Origin of the sequence: Mesorhizobium sp. M1348 (assembly GCF_040317925.1) — a bacterium.
Classification (GTDB): Bacteria; Pseudomonadota; Alphaproteobacteria; order Rhizobiales; family Rhizobiaceae; genus Mesorhizobium.
Genome location: NZ_JAMYLH010000009.1, coordinates 157,341 through 171,119, shown reverse-complemented (window position 1 = coordinate 171,119; position 13,779 = coordinate 157,341). Strand labels below are relative to the sequence as shown.

Sequence of the window (13,779 nt, the reverse complement as noted above, 5' to 3'; positions counted from 1 at the left end):
GGAGCCTTTGGGTTCGCCGCTATTCAGCGTCACGCGGCGGCCGATGGACAGCGAAGCAGGTTTCGAGGGTGCTGGAGAGGGTATCGGGCTGATTGTTTGACGGACTGGCTTTGCGTTGTCGTCTGTGCCTATGAAGCAGCTCGCTCACCAGCTGGTTGCAATTTGCCGTTGGCGCAACTTTCTGATGTGAATAACCCGGCCACTAGCTATGAAGGCGATTTCCGCGCCTTCGCGTGGACCGGTCGCCTGGAAGAAGGTGACCTTGCTTTCCGACTCGAGCGTTACGATCTCGCGCAGATCAGCACCGGCGATCGTAGCTTCGCGCACGAAGTGGGTCGCGCCCTCCTCCACGACGTCGCAACGGGTGCAGAGGCCTGCGGGCAGGAACAGGCGGGCATCGCGCGCCTTCAGTTCCAGGCCCTGCCATATCTGCGCACGGGTCAGCTTGGTCTCGCCTCCGGGATTCACAGGAACGGTAGCTGTCGAGTAAATCATGATGTGTCTCCTGGACAGAAGGTCGGTGGTGGGGCTCAGCCGGCAATTGCGGCCGCATAGTCGCGATAGGAGCGCAACGGCCGGCCCAGCAGCGCGGTCAGCCGATCGACATCGCCGGCATCGGGGACCATGCCGTCCGTGAGGAAACGCTCGGCCATCAGGCGCATGTCGAGCGCCATCCAACTCGGCATGAACTGCCGCAGGTTCTGCTCGAACCCGGCGGTGTCGTCGCCCGGATACGCGATCTGGCGTCCGAGGACGTCCGTCCAGATGGCCGCGACATCCGCGCCGGTCAGCGTGTCAGGGCCGACCAGGTTGATGCGGTCGAACGGGAGCGGCGCTGCGGCCTGCTCGCGGCGGATGAGTTCGATCGCGGCGATCTCGCCGATGTCCCGCGCGTCGATCATGGCGACGCCCTTGGCTCCGATCGGCATCGGATAGATGCCGTAGCCGGTCACCACGTCCTTGATCGTGATGTCGTTGTCCATGAAGTAGGCGGGCCGCAGGATGGTGGCGTTGAGCCCCATCTGTTCGATCATCCGCTCGACGCCGAACTTGCCGGCAAAATGCGGCACGTTGACGTAGAGGTCGCTGTGGATCACCGACAGGTAGACGATCCGCTCGATGCCGGCCTCGCGGGCAGCGGCCAGCGCTACCAGCGCCTGGGTGAATTCGTCGGCCACCACCGCGTTCAGCAGGAAAAGGGTGGAGATGCCGGAGAAAGCTCTGCGCAGGGAATCGACGTCGAGCAGGTCGCCCTGCACGACATCTACGCCAGCGGGGAAATTGGCCTTGGAGGGATCGCGAACCAAAGCGCGCACATTGGCGCCACGCTTCACGAGCTGTTCGACTACGTTGCGGCCGACATTGCCGGTCGCGCCGGTAACGAGAATGGTCATGGGGTTACTCCTGAGTTGAGCCGTATGGCATCCCAGAAAATTAGTGATCCACATTTGTGTCGGTAGGCGTTATATCTGGACACGCCGTCCCACAGGTGGAACACATGGATCTACTTGCCCTTGCTGATTTCAATCTGGTCGCCCGCCACGGGGGCTTCGGTAAGGCCGCGCGCGCTGCCGGGCGCCCGAAGGCCACCTTGTCCCGACGCGTGGCGGAGCTGGAGGCGAGTCTCGACTTACGGCTGTTCGAGCGCGGCGCGCGCGCGCTGAAGCTGACGGAGGAAGGACGTGCGCTTTTCGAGCGCGCGGGCCGGCTGCTGTCCGAGCTCGAAGAGACCGCGGCGGCGATCGCCTCAGGCGGCGAAAGGCCGCGAGGCAGGTTGCGGATCAGCGCCCCAGTGCTGTTCTCACAGACCGCGATGGGGAAGATCGCTGCCGGCTTCGCCCTGAAATACCCGGAGGTAAGGCTCGAGGTCACGACGGAAGACCGCGCCGTCGACATGATCGAAGAGGGATTTGATCTGGTGATCCGGGTCAATCCGGATCCGGATGAGAGCCTCGTCGGGCGAGCCTTTCTGCGTGACCGACTGGTGGTCGTGGCAAGTCCTCACCTCTCCCGGCCGGCGGAGGGTCTGGCGACCCCGGCCGTCATGCGTTCGACAGCCGATCGAAGGGCTTGGGCGGTGAAGACGCCCACTGGCCGGTCAACAATCGCGATCGAGCCGGTCCTTGTGCTGTCGTCACTCATCATGGTCCGGGATGCGGTGCGAGCGGGCGTCGGCGCGGCACGCCTGCCGGTGTCGCTGGTGAGCCATGATCTGGCGGACGGAACGCTGGTACATTGGGGGGATCTCGATCGGCCCGACATCGCCCTGTGGACGCTGTATCCCTCTCGGCGGCTGCTGAGCGCCCGCGTCTCCGCATTTATCGACCATCTGAAGCAGGCCTTTCCCATGGGAACGCCTGACGAGCTGGCCGCCTATATCGGCAAATGATGCCCAGGAAGCTGGTTAACTCAGTTGATGCCTTATGCGAGGCACAAGGAAAGCAGTTGCCGTGCTTTCTTGGCGGTGCGTTATTCGAAATATCTTCCGCGAACGCGACATTTTTTAACGGCAACCGGCTCCGCGAACTGTGCCATCGTCACCACTGCTGACGGCCGGCTATGTGTAGGTATTGAGAGCGCCACCGACCGCATTCCCTTCCCTCCTCGTGGACGAAAAGTGTTCGTTCGAATGATGCTTTTCCGTTGCCATAAGCGCAAGGTTTTGGTCAGCCAGCACAGGGCCTCCTCTTAAGCTCGCTGGCCGTCAAGGCCCAGCGGCCTCTAGCTGCCAGTCTCCCCGCAACCAAGCCGCTGGGTCGCATCGCCAAGGGCGAAGCTTGCAGGCCGGGTGTATATTAGCAACATATTGACTAGGGCACCGTCCGCTCCAGACTCAAGTGTATGGCGCGGGGCACTGGCATCGGTGACGTGGTTGCGATCACGGCCACGGTAGTAGGCGGGTCGCCGACGACCGTATCAGCGTCTCAATCCTCTCCTACAACTTCCCGCATTCGAGCGTGGACAGCAAGTCCAAGGTCAAGCGAGGCCAGCAGATAGAGCTTGCCGGCGAGATCACGCGCATAGACGAGGAAGGCGGCAAGGTGACCATCGACATGGGACCGCCAACTTGGCTTTATTCAGCCTTGAGGTTAATCACCCGCATCACGGCGACCACTGTCCCGTTGTTCGTAGCAGCCTCCTTCGTGCTACCCTTGCCGCAGCTCCATACATCGCCTTCCTTGGCCGTGAACTGCATATCCCCGGCCGTGACCTGCAGCTCGCCTTCAGTGACCGTGCAGACCATGTCGTCGGCCATGACATCCCCCAGCGGGCTAGATCCCTTTGGCTGATACACGACGTCTTCCATCGCGATTTTCTTGTACCCTTGATATGGGAGTCTCGTGTTCCCAGTTCGACGAGCCGAACGCCGGGAAAAATCTCTTTGCCATCAGTCGGACCGTAGGTCTTGGCCGCTACCGGAGTCGGCAATGCAACCAATAGCGGGGTCGACAACGAGGTGGCACCAAGGGCAAGAGCATTACGTCGATTCATCTTCATAACATTATCCTCCCTGAGTTAGTCGGCCCACAACTGGGCGAACCTGATATTTTACGCGCCTGTGCAGCCAAATAGTCAAAACACAATTAAGCAGGCCCATGCTCAGTATGGCCACCACGCCAGCGCAAGCGCGACGTGCAAGCCTTTCCGCCGCAAATCTCAAACGCACGTTTTTTGCTTTCGGCGCATGACAGCGTCTTTCCCCCGGAATCGCCCGCCCTATTTCGTCTCGACAGGTGGGCGGCTGCTTGCTGGACGAGTCCTTGCGGCGAGTACGGCATGTGCTTCGAGGTACCCCACATGAACTTCCACGATCGGCACCTATTGAGGTTGCGGGTGAACGGAGAGGATCACAGCCTTTCCGATCTCGATCCCCGCGTCACGCTGCTCGACCTGCTGCGCGAGCGGCTTCATCTGACCGGAACGAAAAAGGGATGCAATTTCGGCGAGTGCGGCGCCTGCACGGTGCATCTCGACGGGCGGCGTGTGAATGCCTGCATGATACTTGCCGTGTCCGCCGAGGGACGCGAGGTCACGACGATCGAAGGTCTGGCAAACGGCGATGCGCTTCATCCCGTGCAGCAGGCGTTCATCGATCATGATGGTTTCCAGTGCGGATTCTGCACGCCCGGCCAGGTGATGTCGGCGGCGGCGCTGATCGAGGAGGGACATACCGGCTCCGATGCCGAGATCCGCGAATGGATGAGCGGCAATCTGTGCCGCTGCTCGGCCTATCCGCAAATCGTCGAGGCGGTGCGCGCGGCGGCCGGGAGGGTGAGCCAATGACCCCATTCGTCTATGCGCGCGCCGACAGCCTGGGCGACACGATCGCGGCAGGTGCCGCGCCGGATAGCGCCTTTCTCGCCGGCGGCACCGAATTGCTCAACTGGCTGCGCCTTGGAATTGCCGAGCCGATGCGGATCATCGATATCTCCCGCCTCGACGGGCTGGATCAGATCGAGGCACTGCCCGGCGGCGGCTTGACGATCGGCGCGCTGACTCATCTCAACGACGTCGCGCAGCATGCGCTGGTCATGCGCGACTATCCGGTGTTGAGCCAGGCGATCCTCAACGCGGCGTCGCCGCAACTGAGAAATCTCGCAACGATAGGCGGCAATCTGCTGCAGAAGACGCGCTGTGCCTATTTCCGTGCCGAAGAGCAGTTGCCATGCAACAAGCGTCAGCTCGGCTCCGGTTGCTCGGCATTGCATGGCATCAACGACAATCACGCAATATTCGGTTGGACCAAGGATTGCGTCGCCACCCAGCCATCCGACCCGGCGGTGGCGCTGGCAGCGCTTGATGCGGTCATCATCACCGCGCACCGCAGCGCCGGCCGGCGCATTCCGGCAGCGGAATTCCACCTGCTTCCCAACACGCGGCCCGAGGCAGACAATGTGTTGCAGCAAGGCGAACTGATCACGGCAATCGAGCTGCCGGCAGCGGCGCCGCGATCGGCCTACCTCAAGGTGCGCGAGCGCGAATCCTACGAATATGCCATCGTCTCGGCCGCCGCTGTGCTGGAGATGGACGGCCAAACCATCCGTCGGGCGGCCCTGGCGCTGGGGTCCGTCGCGCTGCGGCCGTGGCGGCTGAGCGCCGCCGAGGAGCGGCTCGCCGGTGCCGAACTCGGCGATCGCGAGGCGTTGAGCACCGCCATCGAGCAATCGTTCGCCGAAGCGCGTCCCTTGTCGCAGAACGCCTACAAGATCGAACTGGCCAAGACCGCCGCTTTGCGGGCGATCGAAAGAGCAGCGAGGATGCCGTCATGATGATCAGCCAGCCTGTTGCCCGCCCTGACGGCGGCGTCAAGGTTACCGGCCGCGCCCGCTATGCGGCCGACTATTTTGCTCCCGATCTGCTCCATGCAGTGCTGGTGACCGCGCCCGTTCCCGCCGGCCGCGTGACGTCGATCGCCGTCGACGATGCGCTCGCCGAGAAAGGCGTCGTGCGTGTGCTCACGCATGAGGACATGCCCAAATTCGGCCGGTTCGCATCGCCGAGGGCGGAGCCCGATACGCAGATGCAGCAGGCCGAAGGCCCGCCGGCGGCGCAGAGCTTCATGCCCATGCAGGGCAACGAGATACGCCACGAGGGCCAGCCGCTTGCCATTGTGCTGGGCGAGACGCTGGAGGCGGCGGAAGCCGGCGCCCGCCGCGTCGCATTGCGCTACGAGTTCGCCGAGCCGGAATTGCCGGCACCGCCGGAGTGGACCGCCATCGACAAGGCTGCGGTCGTGCCGAGGGAGAGCGGCTTTCTGTTCCTGGAGCCGACGTTTACGAAGGGCGAGGTCGACCGCGGGCTTAGTAACGCAGCCGCCATGGTCGAAGCCGTCTACCTGCAGCCGTCGCGCCATCACAACGCCATGGAGCCCTCGGCGACGCTCGCTGAGTGGAACGACGGAGAGCTGACGCTGCACGACGCCACGCAGCACGTCTATGGTGTCCGCCAGGTGCTTGCCGCCCGTTTGAATATCCCGGCCGAGAAGGTCCGCGTGATTTCCCGCCATACCGGCGGCGGCTTCGGCGGTAAGGGTTGGATCTGGCCGCATCAGGTGCTGGCCGCCGCCGCGGCGCGCATCATGCAGCGCCCGGTCCGGCTGGCGCTCAGCCGCGCCAATGCCTATTCCTGCCTCGGCTACCAGCCGCGCATGGCACAGAAGATCGTGCTGGCGGCGGACAGGTCGGGCAAGCTGACCGCCGTGCAACAGGACGTGGTCAACCTGACAACCGTGACCGACGATTTCGTCGAGTTCGCCACCGAGGCCTCGAAGGGTCTCTACGCCACGCCGGCCATGCGTCTCAGCCAGCGCGTCGAGCGCGCAAACGTCGCCATGCCGACGGCGCTGCGCGCGCCGGTCGAGGGTCCGGGTACCTGGGCCCTCGAAAGCGCGATGGACGAGCTCGCCCACCGCCTGGGCGTCGATCCGCTCGACCTGCGTCTGATCAACCATGCGGACACGGATCCGGCCACCGGCCGGCCCTGGTCATCGAAGAAGCTGCGCGAGGCTTATGAGGAAGGCGCCCGCCTGTTCGGCTGGCGCGAGCGCCCGCGCAAGCCGCAACGGGACGGCGATTGGCTGATCGGCTACGGCATGGCGACCTGCAGCATGGGCTGTTTCCGCCACCCGACGCCTGCAGCCGAGGTCAGGCTGCACAGGGACGGCACGGTGCTCATCCGCACCGGCACCCAGGACATAGGAACCGGAACACTCACCATCTTTCCGCAGATCGCAGCCGACGTGCTGGGCCTGCCGATGGAGAAGATCGAGTTGGAAATGGGCGATACACAGCTGCCGGAGGCGGGTCCGACCTATGGCTCATCGTCGACCATGGGGGTGGGCGCGGCGGTGCTCGCAGCCGCCGAAGATGCACGTTCGCAGCTTGCCCGTCTTGCCAATCTGCTGCCGGACGAGGTCGAGATGCAAGACGGCAAGATTCGCCGCAAAGGCGCTGCCGGCGGTCAGACGATCGCCGATGTTATGAGCCATACCGACATCGGCGAGATCATCGGCTCCGGCTCGTTCGATCCGGCGCAGCATGGCAAAGGCCTCGCCATGCGCACTTTCGGCGCGATCTTCATGGAGGTCGGTGTCGATCCGGGGCTCGGCCTGCTCAGGCTTCGTCGCGCCGTCGGCAGCTACAGCGCCGGCCGCATTGTCAATCCCCGCACCGCACGCAGCCAGATGACGGGCGGCATCATCTGGGGCTGGGGCATGGCGGCGATGGAGCAGAGCAGGCACGAACCGGTGCTTGGACGGTTCCTGTCGAAGAACCTTTCCGGGGTCGCCATTCCGGTCAACGCCGACATTCCCGGCGATATCATTATCCACTTCGTCGACGAGGTGGACGAGCATGCCAGCCCGATTGGCGGCAAGGGCATCGGCGAGCTCGGCGCCACCGGCGTTGCCGCTGCGGTGGCCAATGCCGTCTTCGACGCTATAGGCAAGCGGATCCGGGAGCTGCCGATCACGCCGGAAAAACTGCTGTAGAAGGACCGGCCCGCGGAAGCGTCTGCTCGACGAGGTTGACGTAATAGCGCATTACCGTCGGCACGATCTCGTCGTTGAAGACGTAGCGGTCGCCGTGCAGGCCTTCGCCCGGGCCGACCTCGCCGGCACCGATCCACGCATAGCAGCCGCTCGCCTCACGGATCATGAAAGCGAAATCCTCGCAGCCGAGACTGGGACTGAACTCGGTCATGACATTCTCCCGGCCGACGGCGGATGCCGCCGCCTCGACGGCGCGGGCCGTCGCGTCCGCGGTGTTGATCAGCGGCGGATAGCCCTTCCGGTAATCGAGCCTGGCCTTGAGCGAATGCGCGGCGGCAATACCTTGTGCGATCTCGCCGATCAGCCTCTCGCAATGGTCGGAAAGGCCGGGCTCGAAGAAGCGGCAGGTGCCTTGCAGCCAGACCTTGCCCGGCACGATGTTGCCGACATTGCCGCCATGGATCTGCGTGAGGCTGACGACAAGCGCGCTTTGCGGGTCGACCGAGCGGCTGACGATGCGCTGGACGGCTTGCACGAAGGCGCCGGCGGCCAGGATCGGGTCGTCGCCGAACTGCGGCATCGCGGCATGCGCGCCAAGACCCTCGAAGGTCAGTTCGAAATTATCCACGGCCGCCATTTGCGGCCCGACGCGGGCGGCGATCGTCCCCAGCCTGACGCCCGGCCAGTTGTGGACTGCATAGACCGCCTCGACCGGAAAGCGCTTGAACAGGCCGTCCTCGATCATGCGCATGCTGCCGCCCTCGTTCTCCTCGGCCGGCTGAAAGATGAAAGCGACGGTGCCGTCGAAGGTGCGGGATTGACTGAGCAGTTTGGCGGCGCCGAGCAGCACGGCGGCGTGGCCGTCATGGCCGCAGGCATGCATTACTCCTTCTTTCCTGGAGGCATAGGGCAAGCCGGTTTTCTCCAGCACCGGAAGCGCGTCCAGCTCGGCGCGCAGGCCGATGCCGCGCGCGCCACCACCGCTGCGCAGGACACCGACGACCCCGGTGCCGCCGATCCCTTCATGCACCTCGTCGAGGCCGAAGGAGCGTAGTTTCTCTGCAACGAAACGCGCCGTTTCGTATTCATTGAATCCGAGCTCCGGATTGGCATGGATATGGTGCCGCCAGCCTATGACGTCTGGTGTCAGCGCGGCGATGCGGTCATTATGCAGCATGATGCCTCCTTTCACGCCGACAAAGGCGGCGCGATTTGATCCTGCCAGGCATACAAGGCCGGACGAGAGGCGTCTTGAACCGGATTGACCATGGCAAGGACAAACGAAGCGGCAGAGACCGGGAAATACTGGCGGCATCCGTGCTTCCCCGACCTTGGCCTGTTCGAGGCGCGCTTCACCCAGCACCGCTACGAACTGCACACGCACCCGACCTATGTGATCGCCCTGATCACCTTCGGCTGCGAGCGGATTCGCATCGGCCGTCAAAGCGTTCTTGCTCCGGCAGGCGCCATTGCCGTCGTTAATCCAGAGGAGTGGCATGACGGCGAACGCGGCGCGGACGAAGGCTGGGCCTACCGGACGTTTTATCCTTCGGTGCCGCTGATGACCGCGCTTGCCCGCGAACTCGGCCGCGATGGCGCTCCGGTCTTTTCGCGCGCGACTATCCAAGACAGTGGTCTTGCTGCAGCGTTGGCGGCAGCACACCAGGGCTCGACATCCCCGGACACAATGATGGCCGAGACGTCCCTGTTCGTGGCGCTGCGACGGCTGATCGTTCGGCATGGCGATTGGAACGGGCGTCCCGAGGAGCTCGAAAGCTCCAGTTCACGGCGAAGGTTTTCGCTCTACCGCGATCTTGTCGAAAGCGAGCTTGGCTCGCAGCTCGACCTCAAGCGGCTTGCAGGCGCGGCCGGCGTAACCCGGTTCCAGGTCATCCGCGACTTCAACAAGGCGATCGGCCTCACGCCGGCGGCCTATATCCGCGACCGGCGATTGCGCCGGGCGAGCGCGCTGATCGAACGGGGATTTGGCCTCGCCGACGCCGCCATCGCGGCAGGTTTCGCCGACCAGAGCCATCTGTCCCGTACATTCCGGGCCATGCATGGCATGACGCCGGGCATATTTAGAAGAGCGGGATAGGCGCTCCTGAACAGACAGCTTGCGCGCCAATGCGTGCTGCGCAATGCTGACGCAGCTCGGGGGGAATCATGCGAAAAATCTTGGCATCGACGCTGCTGCTCGCGGCTGCACTGTTTGCAAATAGGGCCCAGGCGCTGGATGCCAGCGGCACCCCGGTTGTCGTGACCCCGCTTGCCTCTCGCACCGAGACCGCGTCCGGCCAGCCGATTACGCTGCCCCAGAAGAACGTGCAGGTCCTGGTCTCGGCCTATCAGATCGCGCCGGGCGCGACCTTGCCGGTCCACAAGCATCCGTTTCCGCGCTATGCCTATGTCGAGGCCGGCACGCTTCAGGTGACCAATGTCGAGACCGGCAAGAGCAACACCTATCAAACAGGTGATTTCATCATCGAAATGATCGGGCAATGGCATCAAGCGACCAATGTCGGCGCCGATCCCGTCAAACTGCTGGTCATCGATCAGGTTGAAGAAGGCACCAAGAACACGGTATTGCGCCAGTAGCTGCGGTCGTCGGGCACTGCAGCAAGCAACGTCCGAATTCACTCCGCCGCTTTCGCCCGGTCGGCAGCGGCGGCCAGAACGGCGCGATCCCCCTCCTCGTACAACCGATGGATGGCAATGGCGTTGACGCGCCAGCCTTCCGGCGTCCGCACCAGCCGGTGGAGATAGCTGCCGCCGACCGTCCAGAACCGGGCGCCGATCCAGTGAGTTGCGCGGACATGGCTGCGTGCAACCGCGTCATTGCCCGCGCCTTCGACGGTGATGTTGGTGATGAGGTGCTGGGTGGCGTCGAAGCCCGGCAGCAGCCCTTGCCACACGGCGATCAGCGCGTCGCGGTCGCTGGTTGTCGCCTCGCCGCCGAAAAGGCTGGTATAGTCGGTCGTGACGCGGGCCGCGAGATAGGATCTGACCCGGTTCCATTCACGCAGATCGGCATAGAGGCCGATCCCGGCAACCGCCTCGGCGATTGCGATCCTGTCTTCGACCGTCAGCGCATCTCCCGATGCGCTCGAGGCGGGCGCCGAGATGGCGGAAATCATCGCAGCGGAAACCGCCGAGATCAGGACATGCCGGCGGGTGACGAAGCTCATTGTCCCGCCTCCCCCGCACTGCCCAGCGTCGCGCGGAAGTGCGCGGCGACGGCATCACTCGCCGCCTTCACCGGCGCGGCACGATCGTAGAAATCGAATTGGGTGACGTTGTCGAGCCACAGCTCCTGCTTGGAGCTGGTCAGCCGCGCGTAAAACTTGTGCGCACCCTGGGGAATGGCTGCCGCCTCGCTATGCACCATCAGAAAGGGCTGGTGCAGGCGCGGGGCAGCCTGGATGGCGTCGAACCTCAGCCAGCCGCGCCAGAAGGCCGGATCGGCCTCGTTGCGCCAGGCCGGGATCATGCCGCGATCGGGCTCGGTGTAATAGGGCATCTTGAACATGATCGCGCGCTCGTCGGTCAGGCTCGCGGCCGGCAGGAACGCCTGTCTGCCGGTGCGGCGATACGCGGCCTCGGCCGCATCGCTCGTGGCTTCAAGCCTGGCGACGCCGTGCTTGCCGCCATAGGTCTGCTCGACCACTTCGGCATCCTGCAACCAGGGCGCAACGAGGGCGACCGACTTGATCGCGGCGTTTTCGGCCGCAGCGGTGACCATGTAGCCGGAGCTGGCGCAAATGCCGAGCCCCCCGATGCGGTCCTGATCGGCTTCGGGCCGGCTCGCGAGATAGGCGACCGCTGCTTCGATGTCGGCGATCTTGGCCTTAGGATCCTCGTACTGGCGGCGTATGCCGCCGCTTTCGCCCCAACCGCGAAAATCGAACGTCAAGGCGACGAAGCCGCGGTCGGCCATCTCGCGCGCGTAGCGGGCCGGCATTTGCTCCTTTACCGTCATCCAGGCGCCGGTGACGACCAGCGCGGGCCGAGGTTTCGCCGCGTCCAAATCCTCCGGCAGATAGAGCTCGCCGATGATCTGCTCACCGTTCGAGGCGAAAGCGACGCGCTCGATGCGCGGTGCGGCGAAGGCATTGGAGGCGGCGAGCGCCACGGCGGTTGCTGCAGCAAGTGTCAGGATTTTAAGCATCGCAAGTCTCCTTTGGCTTGGAGTGAGAAGCGCGGCGCGTTGCGAGAAAGACCGCCGTCCCAGCGCTCGCCAGCCAGTCGGCCGGGCAATGGCGTCAGCGGGTAATGAGCCCAGTAGAAGGCGTCCGACTGATACATGTCGGTCAAAAAATTCTGTGCCTCGGCGATCTTGCCGTCCTTGATGCGGAACATCAGCGCGTAGAGCTGGTCGATCTCGGGACCTGAGCCGACATTCGACCAGCCGCGATGGACATCGACGACGAGGTCGCCCTGCGCCTGGAAGAAGATCGGCTCCGCCTTGAACTTGCCGTCGGCCAGGCCGCGGAAGAAGGCGACCACCTCGTCCGGCCGCGCTTGTCGCCGGCGAGCGGATGATGACCGGGAATGCGCCACACGATGTCAGGCGCGAGGAAGGGCCGCACGGCCTCGGGATTGCCGCTCGTGTAAGCTGCGTAGTAGTCCTTGATGAGCTGGATGTTGCTGTCCTCCAGCGGCCCGGCATTCGCCGGGGCGGCAGACACCGCCAGAAGGGCGCCGGCGGCGAGTGAAGCGAGCCTGGTCATCGGTCCTGTCTCCTTGCCAGTTCGAGCCGTCGCAACAGCGAGGCCCGTTCGTCGAGCCCAACATGACGCCTTTTGTTCGCCGGAAAAACCAGTAGGGTTCGACAGGGCTATTTGGAAAAACCTTACAATGCGCCTCGACCAATTCAGCGGCATCGTCGCCTTCGTAAAAGTTGCGGAGGCCAGGAGCTTCACCCGCGCCGCAGCCGAGCTCGGCGTCGCTCCGGCCTCGTTGAGCGAGGCGGTCAAGGGGCTCGAGGAGCGCCTGGGGGTGCGGCTGCTCAACCGTACGACCCGCAGCGTTGGCTTGACCGAAGCCGGTGCCCAATACCTCGATCATGTGCGCCCGGCAGCCGAAGATATCCGGGCGGCTGGTGCGGCACTGCGCGAGGCCCGCGACCGTCCCGCCGGCACGCTGCGCCTCAGCCTGCCCTGGATCGCCGCCCCGCTGCTGATCGAACCGCTGATGCGGCCGTTCATGGATGCTTATCCCGAAGTGCGGCTTAGCCTGATCTTCGACGACAGCTTCGTCGACATCGCCGCCGAGGGCTTCGACGCCGGCCTGCGCATCGGCGAGCTTCTCCAGAAAGATATGATCGGCGCGCGCCTGGGCGGACCCCTGCAGATGGTCGTGGTCGGCAGCCCCGATTATCTGGCGCGCAACGGCACGCCGAAGCGGCCGGCCGACCTCGCCGCCCATCGCTGCATCGCATTCGCTCTCACCCGCACCCGCACGATTTCGCCCTGGGAGTTCATCGTGGAGGGACGCGAAGTCGCATTCACGCCGGACGCATGTCTGGTCGTGAACACGCTTCCGCTGTGCATTACCGCCGCCGCGCAGGGGCTTGGCCTCGCCTTCGCGGTCGAGGGCCTCGCCGCGCCGCTTCTTGCCTCAGGCGCGCTGGTCAAGGTGCTGGAGCCTTTCTGTCCCGCTTACGAGCCGCTCCACCTCTATTATCCGAGCCGCCGCCTCGTACCGCCGAAGCTGCGGGCCTTCATCGACTTCGTGCGCGCGAATTCTCACAAGCTGCGGATCTGATGTGGCTTTGCGGGAACCCGGCCCCGTTCAGCCCCAGGCGCCGACCATCTGCCTGGTAGTTGCGTTGAGACGGTTGAACGCATTGATCAGGGCAATCTGGACGACCAGGGCGGCAAGCGCCTTTTCGTCGAAGTGCCGGGCTGCCTCGTCCCAGACCGCGTCCGGCACCGGATCCGGCCGGTCGGCCAACCGGGTTGCCGCCTCGGTCAGCGCCAGCGCGGCGCGCTCGGCGTCGGTGAAATAAGGTGTCTCCCGCCAGGCGGACACGGTGAAGACGCGCTCGTCCTTTTCGCCGGCCTTCTTCAATTCGCGCGCATGCATGTCGACGCAGAGGCTGCATCCGTTGATCTGGCTGGCGCGCAAATGGACGAGCTTGCGCGTCACATAGGACAGGTCAGCCGTTTCCGTCGACTTGTCCAGCGCGAGCAGCGCCTGCAGGGCGCCGGGAATGAGCATCACCGGGTTTTTCAATCGTGCTTGCACAGTGGTCTCCTTCGGACGTGTTTTCTCAAGCCCGGACGACG

Annotated in this window: 14 protein-coding genes and 1 pseudogene; 7 read left to right on the top strand and 8 right to left on the bottom strand. The window is 64.4% G+C overall.

From position 1 onward, the window contains the following. Positions 1-216: 216 nt before the first annotated feature. Together NKH13_RS17830 and NKH13_RS17825 are read right to left on the bottom strand one after the other, a co-directional pair. Positions 217-495, bottom strand: a pseudogene (locus NKH13_RS17830) (AtaL-like protein); the annotation flags it as partial. Between the two features lie 35 nt (positions 496-530). Continuing rightward, a complete protein-coding gene (locus NKH13_RS17825) occupies positions 531-1,394 on the bottom strand; it encodes an SDR family oxidoreductase (RefSeq protein ID WP_352721017.1) in 864 nt (287 codons plus the stop codon). A gap of 104 nt (positions 1,395-1,498) precedes the next feature. Here NKH13_RS17825 and NKH13_RS17820 point away from each other — a divergent pair, with 104 nt between their 5' ends. Further along, on the top strand, positions 1,499-2,389 hold the full coding sequence (locus NKH13_RS17820; RefSeq protein WP_352913364.1) for a LysR family transcriptional regulator: 891 nt from the start codon (positions 1,499-1,501) through the stop codon (positions 2,387-2,389). Between the two features lie 684 nt (positions 2,390-3,073). Here NKH13_RS17820 and NKH13_RS17815 read toward each other — a convergent pair. Next, positions 3,074-3,307 carry a hypothetical protein gene (locus NKH13_RS17815; RefSeq protein WP_352913362.1) on the bottom strand — a complete coding sequence of 78 codons (234 nt, stop codon included), beginning with the start codon at positions 3,305-3,307 and terminating at the stop codon, positions 3,074-3,076. A 491-nt stretch (positions 3,308-3,798) separates the two neighbouring features. Here NKH13_RS17815 and NKH13_RS17810 point away from each other — a divergent pair, with 491 nt between their 5' ends. From NKH13_RS17810 to NKH13_RS17800, 3 genes are read left to right on the top strand one after another with little or no spacing between them, the layout of a single operon-like run. Next, a complete protein-coding gene (locus NKH13_RS17810) occupies positions 3,799-4,284 on the top strand; it encodes a (2Fe-2S)-binding protein (RefSeq protein ID WP_352468744.1) in 486 nt (161 codons plus the stop codon). After that, the gene (locus NKH13_RS17805) at positions 4,281-5,270 is read left to right on the top strand and encodes an FAD binding domain-containing protein (protein ID WP_352913361.1); all 990 of its coding nucleotides are present in this window, start codon (positions 4,281-4,283) and stop codon (positions 5,268-5,270) included. Before NKH13_RS17810 ends, NKH13_RS17805 begins: the two co-directional genes overlap by 4 nt. Continuing rightward, positions 5,267-7,489, top strand: coding sequence for a xanthine dehydrogenase family protein molybdopterin-binding subunit (locus NKH13_RS17800; RefSeq protein WP_352913359.1), 2,223 nt, complete (start codon positions 5,267-5,269; stop codon positions 7,487-7,489). Before NKH13_RS17805 ends, NKH13_RS17800 begins: the two co-directional genes overlap by 4 nt. Here NKH13_RS17800 and NKH13_RS17795 read toward each other — a convergent pair. Beyond that, on the bottom strand, positions 7,467-8,666 hold the full coding sequence (locus tag NKH13_RS17795; RefSeq protein ID WP_352913358.1) for an amidohydrolase: 1,200 nt from the start codon (positions 8,664-8,666) through the stop codon (positions 7,467-7,469). The genes NKH13_RS17800 and NKH13_RS17795 overlap by 23 nt on opposite strands. Before the next feature lie 90 nt (positions 8,667-8,756). Between NKH13_RS17795 and NKH13_RS17790 the strand changes: the two genes are divergently transcribed. Together NKH13_RS17790 and NKH13_RS17785 are read left to right on the top strand one after the other, a co-directional pair. Continuing rightward, entirely contained in the window at positions 8,757-9,587 is an 831-nt protein-coding gene (locus NKH13_RS17790; protein ID WP_352913356.1) for an AraC family transcriptional regulator, read from the top strand. Between the two features lie 68 nt (positions 9,588-9,655). Then, complete coding sequence (locus NKH13_RS17785) at positions 9,656-10,087, top strand: cupin domain-containing protein (RefSeq protein ID WP_352913354.1); 432 nt, start codon at positions 9,656-9,658, stop codon at positions 10,085-10,087. Positions 10,088-10,125: 38 nt separating this feature from the next. Here NKH13_RS17785 and NKH13_RS17780 read toward each other — a convergent pair whose 3' ends face one another. The 3 genes from NKH13_RS17780 to NKH13_RS17770 are packed head-to-tail and all read right to left on the bottom strand — an operon-like array spanning position 10,126 to position 11,995. Next, positions 10,126-10,677 carry a nuclear transport factor 2 family protein gene (locus NKH13_RS17780; RefSeq protein WP_352913353.1) on the bottom strand — a complete coding sequence of 184 codons (552 nt, stop codon included), beginning with the start codon at positions 10,675-10,677 and terminating at the stop codon, positions 10,126-10,128. Further along, the gene (locus NKH13_RS17775) at positions 10,674-11,657 is read right to left on the bottom strand and encodes an alpha/beta hydrolase (protein ID WP_352913352.1); all 984 of its coding nucleotides are present in this window, start codon (positions 11,655-11,657) and stop codon (positions 10,674-10,676) included. The genes NKH13_RS17780 and NKH13_RS17775 overlap by 4 nt, the downstream gene beginning before the upstream one ends. Next, positions 11,642-11,995: a nuclear transport factor 2-like protein gene (locus tag NKH13_RS17770; RefSeq protein ID WP_352913350.1), complete on the bottom strand. Its 354-nt coding sequence runs from the start codon at positions 11,993-11,995 to the stop codon at positions 11,642-11,644. The genes NKH13_RS17775 and NKH13_RS17770 overlap by 16 nt, the downstream gene beginning before the upstream one ends. A 351-nt stretch (positions 11,996-12,346) precedes the next feature. Here NKH13_RS17770 and NKH13_RS17765 point away from each other — a divergent pair, with 351 nt between their 5' ends. After that, on the top strand, positions 12,347-13,255 hold the full coding sequence (locus NKH13_RS17765; protein ID WP_352913349.1) for a LysR family transcriptional regulator: 909 nt from the start codon (positions 12,347-12,349) through the stop codon (positions 13,253-13,255). Positions 13,256-13,282: 27 nt separating this feature from the next. Here the strand turns inward: NKH13_RS17765 and NKH13_RS17760 are convergent, their stop codons facing one another. Further along, positions 13,283-13,738 carry a carboxymuconolactone decarboxylase family protein gene (locus tag NKH13_RS17760; RefSeq protein WP_352913348.1) on the bottom strand — a complete coding sequence of 152 codons (456 nt, stop codon included), beginning with the start codon at positions 13,736-13,738 and terminating at the stop codon, positions 13,283-13,285. Positions 13,739-13,779 lie beyond the last annotated feature (41 nt).

Excerpts from the sequence above, each read along its gene's own strand:
- NKH13_RS17825 (WP_352721017.1), bottom strand. The coding sequence starts at position 1,394 with ATGACCATTCTCGTTACCGGCGCGACCGGCAATGTCGGCCGCAACGTA.
- NKH13_RS17820 (WP_352913364.1), top strand. The coding sequence starts at position 1,499 with ATGGATCTACTTGCCCTTGCTGATTTCAATCTGGTCGCCCGCCACGGG.
- NKH13_RS17815 (WP_352913362.1), bottom strand. The coding sequence starts at position 3,307 with ATGGAAGACGTCGTGTATCAGCCAAAGGGATCTAGCCCGCTGGGGGAT.
- NKH13_RS17810 (WP_352468744.1), top strand. The coding sequence starts at position 3,799 with ATGAACTTCCACGATCGGCACCTATTGAGGTTGCGGGTGAACGGAGAG.
- NKH13_RS17805 (WP_352913361.1), top strand. The coding sequence starts at position 4,281 with ATGACCCCATTCGTCTATGCGCGCGCCGACAGCCTGGGCGACACGATC.
- NKH13_RS17800 (WP_352913359.1), top strand. The coding sequence starts at position 5,267 with ATGATGATCAGCCAGCCTGTTGCCCGCCCTGACGGCGGCGTCAAGGTT.
- NKH13_RS17795 (WP_352913358.1), bottom strand. The coding sequence starts at position 8,666 with ATGCTGCATAATGACCGCATCGCCGCGCTGACACCAGACGTCATAGGC.
- NKH13_RS17790 (WP_352913356.1), top strand. The coding sequence starts at position 8,757 with ATGGCAAGGACAAACGAAGCGGCAGAGACCGGGAAATACTGGCGGCAT.
- NKH13_RS17785 (WP_352913354.1), top strand. The coding sequence starts at position 9,656 with ATGCGAAAAATCTTGGCATCGACGCTGCTGCTCGCGGCTGCACTGTTT.
- NKH13_RS17780 (WP_352913353.1), bottom strand. The coding sequence starts at position 10,677 with ATGAGCTTCGTCACCCGCCGGCATGTCCTGATCTCGGCGGTTTCCGCT.
- NKH13_RS17775 (WP_352913352.1), bottom strand. The coding sequence starts at position 11,657 with ATGCTTAAAATCCTGACACTTGCTGCAGCAACCGCCGTGGCGCTCGCC.
- NKH13_RS17765 (WP_352913349.1), top strand. The coding sequence starts at position 12,347 with ATGCGCCTCGACCAATTCAGCGGCATCGTCGCCTTCGTAAAAGTTGCG.